Consider the following 18,935-nt stretch of genomic DNA (forward strand, 5'->3'; position numbering starts at 1 on the left):
ATGTGTGAAACCAGTTTGTTTTTTGATTATAAAAGGAAGCGTTACTATGGCAATTATCAATATGTCAGATTTGGATCTACAAGGTAAGCGCGTGCTTATTCGTGAAGATCTCAATGTGCCTGTTAGCAACGGCGTCGTCACCAGTGATGCACGTCTGCGCGCCTCTCTACCGACTATCGAGTTGGCCCTTGCTAAAGGCGCCGCTGTGATGGTGATGTCGCACTTAGGTCGTCCGACCGAAGGTGAATACAATCCCGAATATTCTATGCAACCTGTGGTTGACTACTTGGCTAAAGCCTTGTCGTGCCCTGTGCGTTTAGCGACGGATTATTTAGACGGCGTCGACGTTGCCGTCGGTGAAGTGGTTGTGTTCGAAAACGTGCGTTTCAACGTAGGCGAAGGCAAGAACAACGAAGCGCTGTCGCAAAAAATGGCCGCGCTGTGTGATGTCTATGTTATGGACGCTTTTGGTACTGCACATCGCGCCCAAGCATCGACCCACGGCGTTGGCATGTTTGCCCCCATCGCCTGTGCCGGTCCATTACTGGCGCAAGAATTAGATGCCTTAGGCAAGGCATTAGATAATCCTGCGCGTCCTATGGTGGCGATTGTCGGTGGCTCTAAAGTGTCAACTAAGCTGACCGTGCTAGAAAGCCTTTCAGGTATCGTTGATCAGCTAGTGGTTGGCGGCGGTATTGCCAATACTTTCATCGCGGCGGCGGGTTACAATGTCGGTAAATCACTGTATGAAGCGGATTTGATCGACGAAGCTAAACGTTTAGTGGCCAATGCTAAGAGCCGTGGCGCCGATATTCCTGTGCCGACTGATGTGGTCGTGGCAGGCGAGTTTAGCCCAACAGCTGCGGCAACCTTAAAATCGGTTAGCGAAGTTGCTGATGGCGAAATGATTTTTGATATTGGTCCAGATAGCGCTGAAGCTCTGGCTAAAATCATCGAATCTGCTGGCACTATCGTGTGGAACGGCCCTGTGGGCGTGTTCGAATTCGACCAATTTGGTGAAGGTACTAAGCGTATCGCCCAAGCGATTGCAGATTCCAAAGCCTTCTCTATCGCAGGCGGTGGTGACACTTTGGCTGCGGTTGATAAGTACGGTATTGCCGATAAAGTGTCTTACATTTCGACTGGCGGCGGCGCTTTCCTCGAGTTCCTCGAAGGTAAAGAGTTACCTGCTGTGGCTATGTTAGAAAAGCGCGGCGCTTAATCATTAAGTTTTAAAATACGCGGCGCATAAGACGCCGCGATAAGCTCTGATAACATCAAAGCTTGATAATAAATAAAAGAATTATAAAAAAACCGCCCGTGTTTATTTTAGATATTTATTTCAGGTACTTATTTTAGGTGCTTGTTTAAGGTATCTAGCTGAATACGGGTATAAAAATCCATCCAAACGATAGTGACCTCGGTGACCAAGCGTTGCAGAATGTGACAGTCACCCTATTATTGGAGTTAAAAAATGGCGTTAATTTCCCTACGACAACTACTCGACCACGCGGCAGAACATGGGTACGGTGTGCCTGCGTTCAACGTTAACAACTTAGAGCAGATGCGTGCCATCATGCAGGCCGCTGAAGCAACAGACAGCCCTGTTATTGTGCAAGCTTCTGCTGGTGCGCGTAAATATGCTCGCCCACAGTTCTTAAAATATTTGATGGCAGCGGCTCTTGAGCAGTATCCAGATATTCCTGTGTGTATTCACCAAGACCACGGTACCGATCCTGATATCTGTCAGCGTTCTATCCAATTAGGCATGTCATCAGTGATGATGGATGGCTCTTTGATGGCTGATGGCAAAACCCCTGCATCTTATGACTACAACGTCGATGTCACTCGTCGAACAGTGGCATTTGCCCATGCGTGTGGTGTGTCAGTTGAAGGCGAAATCGGCTGTTTAGGCAGTTTAGAAACTGGCCAAGCTGGCGAAGAAGATGGTGTTGGTGCATCAGGTATTTTAAGTCACGATCAAATGTTGACTAGCCCTGAAGAAGCGGCGCGTTTCGTTGCTGATACCCATGTTGATGCACTTGCCATCGCTATCGGTACTAGCCACGGTGCTTACAAGTTCAGCCGTAAACCTACGGGCGATGTACTGCGAATCGACCGCATCAAAGAAATCCATGCGCGTATTCCTAATACTCACTTAGTGATGCACGGTTCATCTTCAGTGCCACAAGAATGGTTACAGATCATCAACCAATACGGTGGTCAGATCCCAGAAACCTACGGCGTGCCATTAGAAGAAATCGTTGAAGGTATCAAGCACGGTGTGCGTAAGGTGAATATCGATACTGACTTACGTTTAGCATCAACAGGTGCGGTACGTAAGTTCTTAGCGGAACACCCAAGTGAATTTGACCCACGTAAATTCTTGAAAGCGTCAATGGAAGCCATGGCAGACATCTGTACTGTTCGCTACGAAGCTTTCGGTTGTGCAGGTCAAGCATCTAAGATTAAGCCTTTGTCTTTACAAGCAATGTATAAAGCGTATCAGTCTGGCGCGTTAGATCCTAAGATCAACATGTAAGCGTTATCGCTAGGACAAAAACCCGCTAATGCGGGTTTTTTTATGCTTAAAATAGATGCAATTTTCATTTTTTAATCGTCAATGCTAATATTGCGCAGATTTTCAGGGGAAAAAACTAACCCATATTAATATGTGCTTATCCAGCTTCGCTGGGACGAACAGATATTTATAGGGATTGGATTTAACGGAACAGGAACGGATAAACATGAAAAAAGTACTGACCGCAGCGATATTAATGACTGCACCTTTTATGGCGACTGCAGGGGCCGATTTTGTAAAAGGCGACAAGACATTCGCTGGTGAAGCTGAGTTAGGTGCCACCTTAACCACAGGTAACACTGAAACCTCATCATTTAAGGGACGTTTAAATCTTAAGCATGAGCTTGGCGATTGGGAAAATCAGTACTTACTAGAAGGTTTATACAAAGAAGATACCGGTTCTGTCACCGCGAAACGCTATTTAGCGGGCGCACAGGGTAACTACATGATGACAGACCGTAGCTACCTGTTTGCTAATGCCAGTTATGAAGTCGACCCGTTTACCGGTTATGACTACACCCTATCTGGCGCAGCGGGTTATGGTCATAGACTGTATGACACCAGCAAGACCTTTTTAGATGTTGAAGTGGGTCCGGGTTATATCTATCAACGTCTCGATACTGAGCAAGCGCTTATCGAAGGTTATGACACCAACGACAGCGTTGTTGCCCACGGCGTGATCAACTTCGAAACTGAAATCACTGAAACCTCTAAATTCCAACAGCGTTTCGTTGCCGATTACGGTGACAAGTTAGATGCCCGTTCTGAAACCTCATTAACGGCAAATATTATCGGCGCATTGGCGATGAAGTTTGCCATTATTGTGCGTTACAACAGCGAGCCGCTGGATGATAAGAAAAGCACAGATACCGAAACCAATATGACCTTGTTATATGCTTTCTAATGCTGTGACACTGATTTAAAACAAAAAAGCACCTTCGAGGTGCTTTTTTATTGGCTGTTTTTAGACTAAGTTGAATATACGTTAAGCTTTTCTTTATTAGCAACCGCTGTAGTTATACAAAAATTAATGTTTTAAATGCCTTTGGTTATAGGGTAATGCATAGAAAGTTGCGTTTTATCAACATTTGCTATGCCGAAGCTATGGTAATTTTCGACTAATTTCCTACGTAGAGATGAACTTTAATGAAATTACAGCGGTTGTTTAAAGGCAGTGGAATGGCGTTGTGGAGTCTATTCTGCGTTGCAATATTGAGCGGATTCTCACCTGCAGCATGGGCTATGACAGAAGGGGCAGATCGGCTTAATTTAACCGCCGCGAGCGTGGGTTATGTCGCTGTCTGTGTGTTTGTGCTGGCTTATATACTTGTGATGGCCGAGGAGACATTACATTTACGCAAGTCGAAACCTGTGCTCGTTGCGGCAGGGATCATCTGGGGCATGATAGGTTTTGTCTATATGCAAAACGGCATGTCTGAAGTGTCGGAAGCGGCATTCAAGCAAAACTTGCTCGAATACGCCGAGTTACTGCTCTTCTTGCTGGTGGCGATGACCTATATTAATGCCATGGAGGAACGTAATCTGTTCGATGCGATCCGCGGCTGGCTCGTGGGTCGTGGTTTTAGCCTACGAACCGTGTTTTGGTTAACGGGCTTTATGGCGTTTTTCATCTCGCCCGTGGCCGATAACTTAACCACAGCTTTACTGATGTGCGCTGTGGTGATGAAGGTTGGGGCAGGGCAACGCAAGTTTATTACCCTTGCCTGTATCAACATTGTCGTTGCCGCCAACGCGGGTGGCGCGTTCAGCCCCTTTGGTGACATCACGACCTTAATGGTATGGCAAAAGGGCCTAGTGCACTTTGGCGATTTCTTTAATCTGTTCATTCCCGCCCTCGTTAACTTTGCCTTACCCGCCGCCATTATGAGTGTGTTCATCCCGCATTTTGTGCCTGAGCCTGAAAAAGAGCATGTGTACACTAAGCCCGGTGCTAAGCGTATTGTAGGGCTGTTTTTACTTACCATTGCTACGGCAGTGTGTGCCCATTCCTTCTTAGGTATGCCGCCTGTATTGGGCATGATGACGGGATTAGGCTTCCTGCAATTCTTTGGTTTTTACCTGCGTAAAACCTTCAATCGTTCTGTTGCCCGCGAACGTGAAAAGGCGGAATTAAGACAAGACAAATTACGCCTGCAGCAACTTGGTAGTGTGGTGCCATTTGATGTGTTCAGCCGCATTTCCCGTGCCGAGTGGGATACTTTACTGTTCTTTTATGGCGTGGTGTTATGTGTCGGCGGCCTAGGTTTTATGGGATATTTGAGCTTAGTGTCTGAGGCCATGTACTCGCACTGGGATGTCACCTATGCCAACGTTGCCGTGGGTTTACTCTCGTCTGTGATTGATAATATTCCTGTGATGTTTGCGGTATTGACCATGAATCCCGATATGGCTTTGGGACAGTGGTTATTGGTTACCCTGACAGCGGGTGTGGGCGGCAGTTTGCTTTCGATTGGGAGCGCGGCAGGGGTTGCTCTAATGGGGCAAGCGCGCGGCATTTACACCTTTGGGGCACATCTGCGGTGGACGCCTGTGATAGCTTTAGGTTATGTGGCGAGCATTTTAGTGCACATGTGGTTAAACGCCGCGATGTTCTAACACTGCGTTAGCTTGATTGTCGTTTATCGAGACATGCCGTTTATCGAGACAGGCTTGCGGCTTGTCTCACGAAAATTAACTATTTGCTGGCTTGGGTTAGCAAGATCACATTAATCATTGGTTGGCTTGCATAGACTTAACTCCGTGTTTTTATGGAGTTGAGTTAATGTGTATGCAATTGGGAGGCTGCAGGTTTGATCGAGAACGAGGCATGCTGATTGAGTTGTCTCGCGATGAATCTTGGCATCTTTCTCGGGCCGAGTTACAAGTGCTCACGTTATTGCTTGAACACCAAGGTCAGTTAGTTTCAAAGCACATGCTAAAAACGGGGGATAGACAAGGTCCGCCATTAACCGATGCCTCTGTGTCCCGCGCCATATCCACGCTCCGCTCCTTTCTTGGCCCTCAGCACGAGGGCTTGATCGAAACCGTTAAAGGCCAAGGTTATTTGTTGCGGCCATCAAACGGCAGCGAATATCGAGGCGTCAATTACCTCAGACTACACACTGTGCCTTTGTGGAGTGCCTTAGTGTTATTCGGGGTGATGTTGGCGTTTTCGGTGTTTTATCTGAAACATACAGATCACAGCAAGCCGACCCAAGCCTTGATGACGTCGATACTGTCGTTAGCCTCTGGTCAGCAAGTGCGCTTGAACTTATATGCCGACTCCAGTGCGAGTAACACCTTACTGTTCGAAATGGGCGAGCGCTTAAGCGCGGGCCTCATTGCCTGTGGCAAGAGCGATTGGGCGGATGTTTATGCGTCTTTATCCCATGATAAACAGGTGCTTAATATGACGTTTCGCGGTGAAAAACTCGACCAGTCAGTGCTCCGCAATATTAGCATCAGCGATTTTTCTCGCCCCAAAGCATTCATCGACTCTGCCTGGCTGCGCGAGGTGGATATCTGTGGCTAAATGGCTCAAGTGGACCATCAATATTGTTATTTTGTCGGCCTTGATTGCGGCTTGCGGGGTGATTTATAAACAGTCGGCAACGAGCCGGACCATGATGTTGAGTTGCAGTTCAGAACTGTTTGATCGCCACTCGAGTGTGAATCCAAGTGTCAGCGCCAGTGTTGGTATTGCCAGCAGTGACAATAAATTTTACCTGCTTGTGGACGTATTGATTGCCGCCGACAAAGCGCAAATCAACTACCGTTACTTTAATTTTGATGGCACCAGTGCGGGCCATATTTCGATGCGTGGCAAGGTCGACAGTATTGAGGCTAATAGCATGACCTATAAGGTGGCGGTGGAGGCGAAAACTAAATCGGAAATGGAAAAGCAAAAAAATTGGCCAGAACATATGAAATACCTTTCTAACATCAGCAGTTTACCGTTTCGCGATTCTGGGGTGAATAATTTCAGTATTGAAGTGTTAGATATGGATGACACTAAGGATTATGCCGTGGTGTTATTCCAACCCAGCAATACGATTTGTGGATGCCGAATCGTAAATAGTCGAATTTAATCAGTGAATTTGAGTTTATTTCAGTTAAGATTAGTGCTCATTGATTTATGTCTACTGCGATGAGTCTCTGTGAGGGCTCATGAAAAGGGTGTTGTGTCTAAGATACGTGTAAAGCAAGAAGAATCCCTGTCGATTAAGTTCAGCCACCAGATGGAAAAGGGCGATAATCGTCAACTTGATCTCTATTTCTTTTTACCAAAGGAAATGGGCATAGGCTCGCACACGCTCAATGAAGAAGAGTACTACTACAGCGCGATTGTCGGCCGTCGTTCTTACTATTCAGAAGGCTTGCACTTACCTTTGGTACAGGGCCGCTTTGCCAGTTTAAATCGCCGCACCGTTGAAGAATTCAGATTGTACTTGAATCTGTTCGCCTATCAGTTTGCCGTTGCAGTCGAAAACGATGTTAAAGAACTCAATCAAATCACAGATGTAACCCATTTCTATTTTGCCCTCGACGAATTACGCGAACAAGTTGGCCAGTTGCTGAAAAAGTTTCGTCGTAACGAACCGGGCGATCCTAAATGGAAATCCTACTTCGAAAATGCCGACAACTACCTGTCTTGGTTTTGCGAGCAGCAGTTACTAAAAGTGCTCGCCCATGCTACAAGAACCAGTGATTTCAACGATATCCAAGAACGGGTGCTAACACTGTGTCGCAATGAGTGCGCCTATCGGGATGAGCATAACTACAACTCGGCGCAAACTAAGCAAGATCCTAACCGCATCTCAAACAAGATGTTGTTGTTACGACGTTTAATCCAACAAGGTGTGGTACTCAAAGAAGAGTTAAAGCCCTTAGGGATTGGCCTTAAAAAGTTCACGACGGGACTGGCGACGGCGTTAGTGATGTTGGTGGTGTCGGCGTTGATTATTCAAGCGCAGGGCGCCTTCAGCGGCTTTACCATTGCCTTAGTGCTGACCTTGGCGGTGATTTATGGCTTCAGGGAAATCTTTAAGGATGACGTGCGTAATGCCATGTGGCGTTTTATTCAGCGGGGCAGGCCACGCTGGAGCCGGATTTTGCGTGATACCACTAGTCAGGCGGTGATTGCTAAGCAGTTAGTATGGCTTGAGTTTATGCGCCAGCAAGATCTGCCCGATAAAGTCAGCGAAATTCTAAAGCACAGGCATAGCCAAAATAAGGTCGATGCGGAAATCCTGCACTATAAAATTGCCACTAAGGTGAATCAGAGTGAGTTCCAAGCGGGATACTCCACCATTCAAGAGCAAGTGAACTTTAGCTTAGTGCCCTTTGCCCGCTACTTAGAGCGGGGTAAGGCGAAGATTTATAAGGAAGTTGAAGGTAAAATCAGCCATGAATCGGTTGAGCGGCGTTATCAAGTCAACTTGATTTTAGTGCTACGCGATGGCCGCGAAGCCCCGCAGTATATTCGCTACAAAATCACCATGAACCGCTCGACGATTATTGAGATTACCCAGAGCCAATTGCCCGATTCGGTCAACATGCCCGAATCTACGATTGATGACGAGTAAAGGCCTGACCGATATTTTGATCGTTATTCTGTTTCGCCCGTTTTAGGGCGACTTCGGCATTATTCAGATACTGCTCAAGTGTCTGGCCTTCTTGATAACCCGCAATACCGATACTGATCCCTTCGCCTAAGCCATTGCCATTGAGCTTTTCCATCATATTGAGGGCAAAGTTGTGCGCATGGGTGGCATCTGTGTCAGGTAACATCACAATCAGTTTCCCGAGTTGCCAATGCAAAATCTGATAATTAGCAGGAATTTCAAGCAGTAATTGAACTTCGACTTCCTGCTGGCGGTTTGCCAGTTGGTCGATGTCACTCATGTGGCTCAGCAAACCTTCAGGGTTGATATCCATTAACAGTAGGCTTGAACTCAGGCGGCTTGGCGGCGGCAGCGAGTTAAAGTAACGCTCTAAATCAACTAAGCTCAGCAGAATCGTGCTGCGATGGGGCACAAGGCTGCGTTTCTCTGTGCCTCGGCCGCGTTCGGCGGCTTGCTCTAAGGTACAGACGATATAATCAATCTCACCATCGGCGGCCACATGGCCCTTTAAGGTCGCCTGTAAACAATTGGAGTGCGCCTGTTTAGGTGAGCACAGAATTTGCCCCTGCCACTGACCTTGCATGGCAATTTGAGCGCTAATTCTTTGCCATTGATTACCTAAATCGTTCGCGAGCAGCGAGGCTAAATCTTGATTTAAATCGCCATTGAGTTGCATTAGTGCATCAAATACTGGGTTGATTTTAATCAATTTACCATTGGCATCTGTCAGCGCTGTTGCGACTGTGCTATCGCATAAAAGCTCACTGAGAAATGCTTGTTCTTTACTGCTGACTAATTCACTGATGTCTTCAAGGGTGATTAGTAGATGTGGTGAACCTCGGCTTGCCCTTGGTGCTTGGCGGATATGCACTCGCAGCGTTGGACCATTGATACTTTCTAGGCTGATTTCACCAGACCATTGACCGGTTTTATGCACTTGCTCCATCAGCTCTGCATAGGTTCTGTCATCGAGGCATAAGGTGCGTTGTAGGCTGCGGTCCGTGAGTTCATCGAGTGGCACTAAGGTCGCTTCTGCCGCCTTGGTGTTGGCGCTGATCACTCTGGCGTTTTCGTTGACCATCATAAAGCCGATATCACTGTTAAATAAGCCATTGGCGACATCGATACTGTATTGGCGTGAACGCTGTTGTAAGCGATACATGTGGCTGAGTAGCACAACCCAAGCGGCGAGTACGGTTAAGATTAGCGATGCCACTATGACAATGTTTTGCCACTGGGAAAAACGTGCGGCTATGTCGGAGTTACGCACATAGGAGAGTAAAAAGTATTCTCTGCGGGTTTCTGGCTGGGCGGTAAGCTCGATCTTAAGGTAAACAAAGGTGGCTTCTTCACCGTGGAATTGACCAAAATTACTCATGGACATATCACGCCACAGAGCGGGGTAACTTTGTCTTAAACTTGCCCCTAAGGTTTCTGGCATATTACTTAACGGGGCGAGATCGCTCGCGCCAGCATAGAGTAATCCCTGCGTGTCGAGCACTAACATAGGCGATTTGTTACTCGAAAAAGCCGGCTTGATGGCTTCGAGCATTTGCACCATAGAGTTGTATGTCACCAGATAACCCATAGAACTCTGATCGGGCTTTTCGAGCCAAGCCATTTGATACATATAGGGTTCTAGCATGCCTTCAATCGGAACAAACTCCAGTGGTGAGGTGTAAACCTCTTTACCGCCCATATTACGACTCGCGCCAAGCAAGGTCGGCGGTAAGGCATCTTTACTGAAATTAGAAGGGGTAGAGAACTTATAATTGCCTTGGGGATCGTACAGCGCAATGCCGAGCAGTTCAGGAATATGCTTCACCAGATCTAGCCAAGCTTCCTGTAATTTGAGTTGCTGCTTGGCGGTCGGATTGCTCAAGTACTGCTTTAGCAGCTCACCATTGGCAAAAATTTGGGTGCGAAATTGCTGGAAAGACACTTTATCTGTGATCAGTGTGCCTATAGTTTGCAGTTCACTGTATCTCTGCGTCGCCCATTCTTCCTGTAGGCGTCGTTCACCTAAAGTAATGATTAAGTTGGTTAAAATGATCATGCCAATCACCAGCATAGAGAGCTGGCTTGCAACGGCTAATAAGCGTTGATGCGACCAATGGATCCCTTGAGTTAAAGAGAGCAGCGGCGCTAGGGGATACGTGCTTGGGTTATTCTTCAGCATGAACCGATTATGAGTGGGTGATCTGTTAATTTCGCTATGTTAACACGAAAGAATTGTTACGACAGTGCCAAGTTACTAAGCAAGATTTCCTTAGTAAAAGTTAAGACAGATTTACATCTCTACTCATTCGCTCAATGGCGAGTTATTGCGGCTCAGTGCTTCAGTCTATTTTGGCCGTATTGGAATGGCGTTTAGCCTAGAGCGCCTAATACACGATGCTTAAATTCACAGCCGTAGGACTCCACTTGTTCACGGCAAATATCAATATCGACGCCCGCTAATCCTTCGATGGCAGAGACTTGTACCGTTTCAATATAGTGTGGTGCCAAGGCGATAAAGGCATGCACGGCGGCGTAGGAACCGGCGAGTTTTGGGCGGCAGTGTTCAATATAGGCGGCTTCATTATCCGCATTGAGTGAAATCGATAAGCTATCAATGCAGTCAGCAAGTTCAGGCAGAATATTGCGCCTATGGACCAGATTGCCTAAACCATCGGTATTAATCCGTACTCGTCCGCCCCTGCGTTTGATCTCTTTTGCCACAGTGAGTAGCGTTGGAAGATTTAAAGTAGGCTCGCCATAACCGCAAAACACGTATTCTTCAAAGTCTTTAACATCGCCAAGCAGGGGGATAATTTCCTCGGGCTTAGGTTGGTGGCACAGGGCAAGTTGGTATTCGTGGATTTGTTTACTGCCATTATGTTTCGGGCAGAAAGCGCAGCGCAGAGTGCAGCGACCAGTGATATTGAGGTAACGACTGCGGCGAATATCATAGACTAGCGTTTCGGTTGCACAGGTTTCATTAGTGCAAACTTCATCTGTGATGTGACCGTTCGCTAGGGTTTCAGTGGTGACAACGTGCGGGTTATCAAGGTGTTGCTTATGCAGATGCTCAGACATAATGATGGCTTCATTCTAACGATAACTGACGACTTGAGCACAGTGTAGCGAAAGCCCGATGGCATAACTGTCAGCTAGATCGCAACTTGAAAGCTCAAACTCACTCACGGCATAGTGACTTTGATGCTGATGTGGAATTGAGTGAGCACTGGCAATAAAAAAGAGAGCCTAAGCTCTCTTTTTAAGGATAAGACATTGATTAACTGTCTGTCGCTAACTGCCTATTGCTAACTGTCTGTCGTTAACAGCCTATAAATAGTCTTTCTTATAGTCAGTCGTGACAGCTTGCTCAAAATCCGGATGCTTAACGTCCTCATCATTGGTTTTTTTAGGCTGCCACCACCAGTTGAAGAAGCGGCTGCTAGAGCGGCTAACATCGTCGAGTATGATGTACAGCAGCGGCACTAAGATCAGCGTCACTACAGTCGAGAACAGGATACCGAAGGCGAGGGACGTCGCCATAGGGATCACAATTTGCGCCTGCAAACTGCGCTCGAGAATAATAGGCACTAAGCCGACAAAGGTAGTGAGTGACGTGAGGATGATCGCCCTAAAGCGATAACAGCCCGAATCCACTGCCGCTTGTCTGACCGATAGGCCTTGCTCCCGCGCACGGTTAACAAAGTCGACCAAAATCAAAGAGTCGTTCACCACCACACCCGCGAGTGCCACTATGCCGCAGAGACTTAACACGCTCATCGCGAGTCCCTGAATCAAGTGACCAAACAGTGCGCCGATAATCCCGAAGGGGATCACCGACATGATGATCAACGGCTGACTGTAGGATTTTAGTGGGATTGCCATCAGGGCATAAATGGTAAACAGCGCAAAGAAGAAACCTTGCATCAAACCGACCATAGCATTCTGTTCATCCAAACTGCCGCCATCCAGCGCGGTTTGGATTTTAGGATACTTGGCCTGTAATTGTGGCAGGTAATCTTTTTGGATTTCCTGTACCACTTTTGAAGGTTCGACTATGTTTTTGTTGGCATTTGCCGTGATGGTGATCGCCCGCTTACCGTCAACACGGGTAATTGAGGCGTAGGATTCGCCTTTCTCAATTTGTGCCACGGTCGAGAAGGGAACCGAGGTGCCCGTTGGCGTGCGGATCAGCATGTTTTCCAGGTAACCCACAGTGCGGCGCTGCTCTAATGGATAGCGCACCATTACCTTAATTTCTTCTTTATTACGCAAAATACGTTGGGCTTCATAACCATAGAAACCGTAACGCACTTGGCGGGCTAAATCGGAAAGGGTCAGGCCAAGGGCTTCAGCCTCTGGACGTATCTTCAGGCGAATTTCATGACTGCCCGAGGAGAAGTTGTCGGCAATATCGTACACGCCTTCATAGCTGGCGAGTTTTTGCTTCAACTCTTTAGAGGCAGCGGACAGTTCATCGAGATCGCTTGAGGTCAACCTGAAGGAAATATCGCCACCGGCATCGTTAGTGCTCGCGTTAAAGCTGAGTTTTTTGACCGATAGAAGCTCGGGCAATTGTTCACGCCATGCGGCAGCAATCGTCACACCATCGACTTCGCGGTCTTCGCCTTTCGTCAGTTCGGCAAAAATAAAGGCAGAGGTGCGGGAGCTCATATTGATAAAGCTGTGTTTCACCACTTGATAGCCGTTATCTTGCTCCATTTTGTCGTTCATCTTGTACAGGGCTTCTTCTATGCTCTGCACCACTTTCAAAGTGTTCTCTTCCGAGCTGCCTTCGTCCATCTCAAGCTGAACTTGAATAAAGTCCGATGGAATATCTGGGAAGAATACCCAACGCACTTTGCCACTGGCGACTAAGGCAATGGAGAGAATCAACACACCGATAAAGGCCGCGACCACGTTGTATCTTTGCTTGATACAGCGCTCGAGGAAGTTGCGATAACTGTGGTGAATAAAGTGCTGCACTCTGTCGTTAAAGTTGGCTTTGAGGCGACCAAAGAATCCCCTTGGCGCACCGGGCTTTTTAAACTTCATGTGTGCTAAATGCGCCGGCAGGATGAACTTAGATTCGACCAGCGAGAAGGCCAAACAGAGGATGACCACCATGCCGATGGATTTCCAGATAATCCCCATAGGGCCAGAAACCATCAACATGGGAATAAAGGCCGCAATCGTGGTTAATACTCCGAAGGTCGCGGGCATTGCCACTTTTTGCGCGCCGCGGATCACATTGTCAACCGAGTGACCGTGGCGTTCGACTTCTGTGTAGGCGCTCTCGCCGATGACAATCGCATCGTCCACCACTATCCCGAGCACTAAGATAAAGGCGAACAGGGTCAACATATTGATCGTCATCGAGAAAGGTTCGAGCGGCATAATGAGCATAGTGCCGAGAAAGCACACCGGCAGACCCATCATGACCCAAAACGCCAACTTAAGATCGAGGAACATAGCTAGGATGATAAACACCAACAAGGCACCGTAGAACATGTTCGACATCATCATGTTTAAGCGGCCCTTGAGGTAGTGAGTCATATCACCCCAAGTATCGAGTTGCGCGTTGGCAGGAAGCGTCGCGCGACGATCCTCGACGTATTGTTTTACTTGAGCGGCAATGTCTAAGGCATTTTGATCATCAACACTGGTGACTTCGATAATCGCGGCCGGTTTACCGTTAAAGCGGGTGTATTCCAACCGTTCTTCAAAATCATCTTTGATGGTCGCCACTTGCGGCAACATCACGCGGCTCCCGTCGGGGCGAGTGGTGACGACGATATTCGCAAAGTCATCACCCGTGTAGGCTTGGCCTTTGGTGCGCAGCAGGATGTCGCCATCTTGGGCGCGAATCGAACCGCCGGGTAAGTCAAAGGAAGAGTTTTGCACCGCTAACGCGACCTGTGTAAATGTTAGGCCATATTCGCGTAGTTTATCTTCTGATACTTCGATGGCGATTTCATAATCGCGCACCCCAGTGACTTTTGCACGGGTCACGGCTGGCAGTTGGGTTAAATCGTCACGCACCGACTTAGCCAACTCCTTCATGTCGTGCAGTGTCATATCGCCATAGACAGACACCCAAATGACGTTATTTTCAGGTTTAATCTGATAGATATTGGGTTTTTCGATGTTCACAGGGAAGGTCGAAATCGCATCCAATCTCAGTTTGGCTTCATCGAGCACGGTTTGCACTTCGTAACCGTCTTCAACTTCAACCGTAATCGAGCCTACCCCTTCGCTCGCCACTGACGTGACCTTCTTGATACCGTTGATATCTTGGATGGCTTCCTCAATCTTGATGTTGATGCCTTCTTCGATTTCCTGTGGCGCCGCGCCCGGATAGGCGACGGAAATATTCAGTAAATTGAGTTCGAAAGAAGGAAAAACCTCCTTATTGATCAAGACAGTGCTGAACAAACCGCCGACCAGCAATGCCCACATTAACAGGTTCGCGGCCACACTGTTGCGGGCGAACCAGGCTAAGATCCCTTTTTGAGTGTCCATTATTTCACTCCAGTGGCCGCAAGACTCGACTCAGGCGTGTCTTCTTTTGGCGTCTCAGTCGGCAATGCCGCTTCACCTAAGACTTTAACCAGTTGACCGTTTGCCATGCTGTTGAAGTGAGTGGTGGCTACGCGCTCGCCCGTTTTTAGACTGTCCTTGATATACACATTGTCGAGATCGCTACGAACGATATTCACATGGCGCATTTCAACAATATTTTTGTCGTTAACTAAGGCGACGTGATCGTTACGAACCACATGGCGGGGTAGTTTAACTATGCCATCGACGGTGCGACCTTTGATGACCGCATTGACGAAGCTGCCATATTTAAGCGGTAAGCTGCCAGCAACTTTATTGGCGCGCAGGTAAGGGTCTTTGATTTCAGCGACTAAATACACCATGCGATTTTCAGCATCGATCACGCCTTCGCTGCGGATAATATTGCCATCCCAAGTATTTTCTTTACCCGCCAAGGAGGCGCTCAGCGTCACTTGAGTATCGGGATTATCGACCGACTCTAGATAGGCTAGATCGTCATTGGAAATCGGTAAGCGGATTTCAGCAACACTAGTGTCGTAGAGTTCTCCTAGATTTGTACCTAAGCTAACATACTGACCTAAATCGACATTACGAGCTTTGATTATGCCATCGAACGGCGCGCGGATAACCGTGCGCTCAAGGTTACGTTGGGCACGCGCCAGTGCTGCTTGCGCATATTTGACGTTGGCTTGCTCTTTTTTAAGCTGTGGAATACGCAGACCTAACTCTGGGGGTAAGCCCTTATCGTAGCCTTTGAATTCGATTTTAGCGACTTCACCGCGGGCAATTTCTTCGTTCAGCGCTGCGGTAGCTTGGGCCAGCGTCGCTTCGGCTTGCATTAAATCAGCCTCGTAATCTGAGGGCTCGATCTGCGCGAGTTGTTCGCCTTTCTTAACTATGCCGCCCGCCACAAAATTAGGGGAAATGGTCAGCATTCTGCCTTGAACTTCGGTCACCAGTTGGGTTTTATATTTTGGGTTAACCACACCGTAGGAAGGTAAGTTTAGCGATACCGTTTGCTGAGTCACTTGCGTCACATCAACGATAGGAATTGGCATCTCTTCAGGTTTTTGTTCTGGCGCTTCCTTGGTTTGCATTAATATTTTTGCGCCTAAGCCAAATAGCAGCAAAATTAATAAAGGAGATGTTCTCCTCAGTAGAGTCTTCATCATATTATTGTTACATCCATGCTAATCGCGTAATGGGGTTAAAGTAGCAGAGTCGGCCGCGCCAATAAATTTATTTTTGTAAATTAAATGTGTCTAAAAGTGATGTTTTGACACATGTGCTCACTAGGTACCGATGTTTTGGCGAAAATTAGAGCAGGTAAATGATGAAAGGTTCACTTAGGTGATTGGAATATATTGAAATAAGAATGAATACGTTTGTGAGCTTGTAGATCTAAATGGGCCGTATTTCATGCTCTATATTTTAAGGTTAGCTTTTATTCGCCAGTTGATTTATTGCATTGAGTTAAATTTAGGTAATAAAAAAGCCGCATATAGCGGCTTTAGTTAGATTATTTTAAGCAGAGGTTACTTCTTCTTGCGGGCGATTTTACTCGCTTTCTTTGCCGCTTCTTTCTTGCTGGTTTTCTTCGCTGCTTCTTTCGCTTTCACTTTGGCTTTTTTCTTACCCGGTGTCCGCGCTTCTTTGTTCTTTGGACGCAGCTCTTCGATCACGCGGCGTTTCAACGGTTGCTCGATATAACGCTCGATTTTACCGACGATACGCATGTCGTGGGCTTCGGCCAACGAAATCGCAGTACCTTTGGCGCCAGCGCGGCCAGTACGACCGATACGGTGAATATAGGTATCGGCAGAGCGTGGCATGTCGAAGTTGATCACATGGGTGATATCGTCGATATCGATACCGCGTGCAGCCACATCGGTTGCCAGCAAGACGTTCACTTCACCTTTGGTAAAGCGGCTCAAAGCTTGGAAACGTTTTTTCTGTTCCATATCGCCACGCATGAAAGCGCAGGCAATACCGACTTTAAGTAACTGGCCTTCTAAGCTAGAAACGATGTCGCGGGTTTTTACGAAAACGATAGTCCGTTTAACATCTTCTTGGCGCAGCAGATGACATAGCAGGGCAAATTTATGCTCTTTATCATCGGCTAAGTGGATCCATTGGTGGATCTTGGCTTTTTCGCTGCGAGGTGCTTCAACATCGATTTCAATCGGGTCGTTCAATACTTCACGGGCAAAACGTTGTACACCGCCGCCTTCTAAGGTGGCAGAGAACAGCATGTTCTGTTTGCGGCCTTGGGCTTCGATAGCAATCGCTTGCACCACAGAAGAGAAGCCCATGTCTAGCATGCGGTCGGCTTCGTCGATAATTAAGATATCGACTTCTTGGGCGTTGAAATTGCCTTTGTCTAAATATTCCATCAGGCGGCCAGGGGTCGCGACCAGAATATCGACGTTGCCCGCTAAGGCTTCTTCCTGCGGTCCGTAAGGCACACCACCGGTCACGATCGCTATGTCTAAACCTTGGCCAGTGGCTAAGTGACACGCATAACGGTGGATTTGGCTGGCTAACTCACGGGTTGGCGTGAGGATCAGGATACGTGCTTGCCCTGCGAAACGGCGGGGGAAGTCGATTAAATGTTGCAGCGATGGCAGTAAAAAGCTCGCTGTTTTACCTGTTCCTGTCGGGGCGCGCGCGAGAATATCTCTTTGCTCTAGGGCATAAGGGATCGTTTCTTGCTGAATAGTGGTGGGTGAATGATGCCCCATGGCATTAAGCGACTCTAATAAGCTAGGGTCAAGCTGGAAATCTTCAAATTGCATGCGCAGCGTCTCGACGGATAATAGCGAAGCATTATAAAGGTTATGGCGGTTAACTTAAATAACTTATCTAGATCTCCGGTGTTTATCTTCTTAGTCGGTAAAGTTTTATGGTAATAGGCATAAGTTAATTACTTTAAGCTCAATGTATTAGCATTTAATTTGGGGAGAATTAGCCCCTTCGTTACCTTTGCCAAACTTAGCGGCCTTTACTTAACGTGTCAGGGCTGGACTCGATATCAGTATTTAAGGTAAAAATCTCGGATCAATTGCACCATGGTTTGGGTGTATTGGCCTGAAAGTTCTCGAATAGTGATATCACTGATCTTAGGGGCAATTTGAGGGTGAGTCTTGTGTGCGAGTACGCAGAGTACTCTATTAGCGCTTTTCCCTACGATGCTAATAAGGTTAGTTATTTCAATCAGACTGAGCTGTGAGTGCGCCAAAATCTCATTGAAACGCGCCATGCTTTGCATTGGTAATATGAGACTTGCGTTTCCTTGCGGTGCTAGGCACACATGAATGGCATCGAGTAGCGCGGTAAAACTTAAGCTATCTGTGTGACGGGCCATAGCGCGTTGGGATTGTATCGCTTGTGTGCCTTGCTCAAAATAGGGCGGATTACAAATGATGTGATCAAAATACTCTTGATACTCAATCTGTTGGCAAAAGTCTTGGATGCTGCTGTTGACTAAGGTGAGTCGATTCGCCCACGGACTATTGTGGAAGTTATGCTGGCAAGCCTCGGCTGCACTGGTGTCTAACTCGACACTGGTAATGTGTGCTTGGCTGCGCTGCGCTGCCATTAAACTGAGTAAGCCGCTGCCAGCACCAATATCTAAAACGGTTTTCGCTGCGGTCAGTTGAGCCCACGCGCCTAGGACTACACTGTCTGTGCCTACGGCCATGCCGCAATTCATATCATCGATATGAAATTGTTTAAAAGTGAATGCCATGGAGAGTTAATTTTTGCCGTTCTAAGGTGGTTAGGCCCAATATTGGGCGGGCAGTATTCTAATTCTAGCCCTCGTTTTTAGCCAATGCTTTTAAACAGAAGATGTTGCGCTAGATGTATGAATTTGTGTCGGCATAAGATTTTATTTTTTACGGCGCAATACAGATTTTACTTAATTAACGCTTTATTTTATTGCCTTAGAAACCTTTTCTTAGCAGTTAATTAGCATTATTTCGCTTTTTTTATCCTAACGGTCTTGTTGTCTTGTATTGGTGCTTTAAGTCTGGTATTAGTTTCGCCCCCATTTTTAATCACTTTTATGATTAACGGATAGGTAAACGAGTTTAGTGGTGAATTAGTAGTCAGTACGGCTGCGCAAAAGTTTGTCATAGATTATAAACTCGACAGATATCGAACATATTTAC

Annotated in this window: 13 protein-coding genes; 7 read left to right on the forward strand and 6 right to left on the reverse strand. The window is 47.1% G+C overall.

Annotated features, from left to right (window positions below):
- Positions 1–46: 46 nt before the first annotated feature.
- The 7 genes from Q4Q49_RS04275 (at position 47) to Q4Q49_RS04305 (ending at position 8,166) form a co-directional block, all read left to right on the forward strand.
- Entirely contained in the window at positions 47–1,222 is a 1,176-nt protein-coding gene (locus Q4Q49_RS04275) for a phosphoglycerate kinase (RefSeq protein WP_006080336.1), read from the forward strand.
- Positions 1,223–1,474: 252 nt separating this feature from the next.
- Positions 1,475–2,542 (forward strand): class II fructose-bisphosphate aldolase, encoded by a 1,068-nt coding sequence (fba, locus tag Q4Q49_RS04280; protein WP_006080337.1) that lies wholly within the window; start codon positions 1,475–1,477, stop codon positions 2,540–2,542.
- A 205-nt stretch (positions 2,543–2,747) separates the two neighbouring features.
- The gene (locus Q4Q49_RS04285) at positions 2,748–3,485 is read left to right on the forward strand and encodes a YdiY family protein (protein WP_006080338.1); all 738 of its coding nucleotides are present in this window, start codon (positions 2,748–2,750) and stop codon (positions 3,483–3,485) included.
- Between the two features lie 242 nt (positions 3,486–3,727).
- Positions 3,728–5,197, forward strand: a complete 1,470-nt coding sequence (nhaD, locus tag Q4Q49_RS04290) for a sodium:proton antiporter NhaD (protein ID WP_226059532.1) — start codon at positions 3,728–3,730, stop codon at positions 5,195–5,197.
- Between the two features lie 166 nt (positions 5,198–5,363).
- The gene (locus Q4Q49_RS04295) at positions 5,364–6,113 is read left to right on the forward strand and encodes a helix-turn-helix domain-containing protein (protein WP_311998711.1); all 750 of its coding nucleotides are present in this window, start codon (positions 5,364–5,366) and stop codon (positions 6,111–6,113) included.
- Positions 6,106–6,669 (forward strand): hypothetical protein, encoded by a 564-nt coding sequence (locus tag Q4Q49_RS04300; protein WP_311998712.1) that lies wholly within the window; start codon positions 6,106–6,108, stop codon positions 6,667–6,669. Before Q4Q49_RS04295 ends, Q4Q49_RS04300 begins: the two co-directional genes overlap by 8 nt.
- Before the next feature lie 93 nt (positions 6,670–6,762).
- Entirely contained in the window at positions 6,763–8,166 is a 1,404-nt protein-coding gene (locus Q4Q49_RS04305) for a hypothetical protein (protein WP_012090100.1), read from the forward strand.
- Here Q4Q49_RS04305 and Q4Q49_RS04310 read toward each other — a convergent pair.
- The 6 genes from Q4Q49_RS04310 to Q4Q49_RS04335 all read right to left on the reverse strand — a co-directional run bounded on the left by Q4Q49_RS04310 (position 8,147) and on the right by Q4Q49_RS04335 (position 18,511).
- Positions 8,147–10,384: a PAS domain-containing protein gene (locus tag Q4Q49_RS04310; protein WP_006080344.1), complete on the reverse strand. Its 2,238-nt coding sequence runs from the start codon at positions 10,382–10,384 to the stop codon at positions 8,147–8,149. The genes Q4Q49_RS04305 and Q4Q49_RS04310 overlap by 20 nt on opposite strands.
- 191 nt (positions 10,385–10,575) lie before the next feature.
- Positions 10,576–11,283 carry a TatD family nuclease-associated radical SAM protein gene (locus Q4Q49_RS04315; RefSeq protein WP_006080345.1) on the reverse strand — a complete coding sequence of 236 codons (708 nt, stop codon included), beginning with the start codon at positions 11,281–11,283 and terminating at the stop codon, positions 10,576–10,578.
- Between the two features lie 249 nt (positions 11,284–11,532).
- Positions 11,533–14,724 (reverse strand): efflux RND transporter permease subunit, encoded by a 3,192-nt coding sequence (locus tag Q4Q49_RS04320; protein WP_310801844.1) that lies wholly within the window; start codon positions 14,722–14,724, stop codon positions 11,533–11,535.
- Entirely contained in the window at positions 14,724–15,935 is a 1,212-nt protein-coding gene (locus Q4Q49_RS04325; protein WP_107948970.1) for an efflux RND transporter periplasmic adaptor subunit, read from the reverse strand. The genes Q4Q49_RS04320 and Q4Q49_RS04325 overlap by 1 nt, the downstream gene beginning before the upstream one ends.
- Positions 15,936–16,298: 363 nt before the next feature.
- Entirely contained in the window at positions 16,299–17,558 is a 1,260-nt protein-coding gene (gene srmB, locus Q4Q49_RS04330; RefSeq protein ID WP_006080348.1) for an ATP-dependent RNA helicase SrmB, read from the reverse strand.
- A 236-nt stretch (positions 17,559–17,794) separates the two neighbouring features.
- Positions 17,795–18,511 carry a tRNA1(Val) (adenine(37)-N6)-methyltransferase gene (locus Q4Q49_RS04335; RefSeq protein ID WP_259585568.1) on the reverse strand — a complete coding sequence of 239 codons (717 nt, stop codon included), beginning with the start codon at positions 18,509–18,511 and terminating at the stop codon, positions 17,795–17,797.
- Positions 18,512–18,935: the final 424 nt, after the last annotated feature.

Source organism: Shewanella sp. SP1S1-7 (assembly GCF_031932105.1).
GTDB classification, from domain to species: domain Bacteria; phylum Pseudomonadota; class Gammaproteobacteria; order Enterobacterales; family Shewanellaceae; genus Shewanella; species Shewanella baltica.

What these genes read in the sequence shown, in the direction of transcription:
- Q4Q49_RS04275 (WP_006080336.1), top strand. Translation starts at nt 47, where the DNA reads ATGGCAATTATCAATATGTCAGATTTGGATCTACAAGGTAAGCGCGTG.
- fba (WP_006080337.1), top strand. Translation starts at nt 1,475, where the DNA reads ATGGCGTTAATTTCCCTACGACAACTACTCGACCACGCGGCAGAACAT.
- Q4Q49_RS04285 (WP_006080338.1), top strand. Translation starts at nt 2,748, where the DNA reads ATGAAAAAAGTACTGACCGCAGCGATATTAATGACTGCACCTTTTATG.
- nhaD (WP_226059532.1), top strand. Translation starts at nt 3,728, where the DNA reads ATGAAATTACAGCGGTTGTTTAAAGGCAGTGGAATGGCGTTGTGGAGT.
- Q4Q49_RS04295 (WP_311998711.1), top strand. Translation starts at nt 5,364, where the DNA reads ATGTGTATGCAATTGGGAGGCTGCAGGTTTGATCGAGAACGAGGCATG.
- Q4Q49_RS04310 (WP_006080344.1), bottom strand. Translation starts at nt 10,384, where the DNA reads ATGCTGAAGAATAACCCAAGCACGTATCCCCTAGCGCCGCTGCTCTCT.
- Q4Q49_RS04315 (WP_006080345.1), bottom strand. Translation starts at nt 11,283, where the DNA reads ATGTCTGAGCATCTGCATAAGCAACACCTTGATAACCCGCACGTTGTC.
- Q4Q49_RS04320 (WP_310801844.1), bottom strand. Translation starts at nt 14,724, where the DNA reads ATGGACACTCAAAAAGGGATCTTAGCCTGGTTCGCCCGCAACAGTGTG.
- Q4Q49_RS04325 (WP_107948970.1), bottom strand. Translation starts at nt 15,935, where the DNA reads ATGATGAAGACTCTACTGAGGAGAACATCTCCTTTATTAATTTTGCTG.
- srmB (WP_006080348.1), bottom strand. Translation starts at nt 17,558, where the DNA reads ATGCAATTTGAAGATTTCCAGCTTGACCCTAGCTTATTAGAGTCGCTT.
- Q4Q49_RS04335 (WP_259585568.1), bottom strand. Translation starts at nt 18,511, where the DNA reads ATGGCATTCACTTTTAAACAATTTCATATCGATGATATGAATTGCGGC.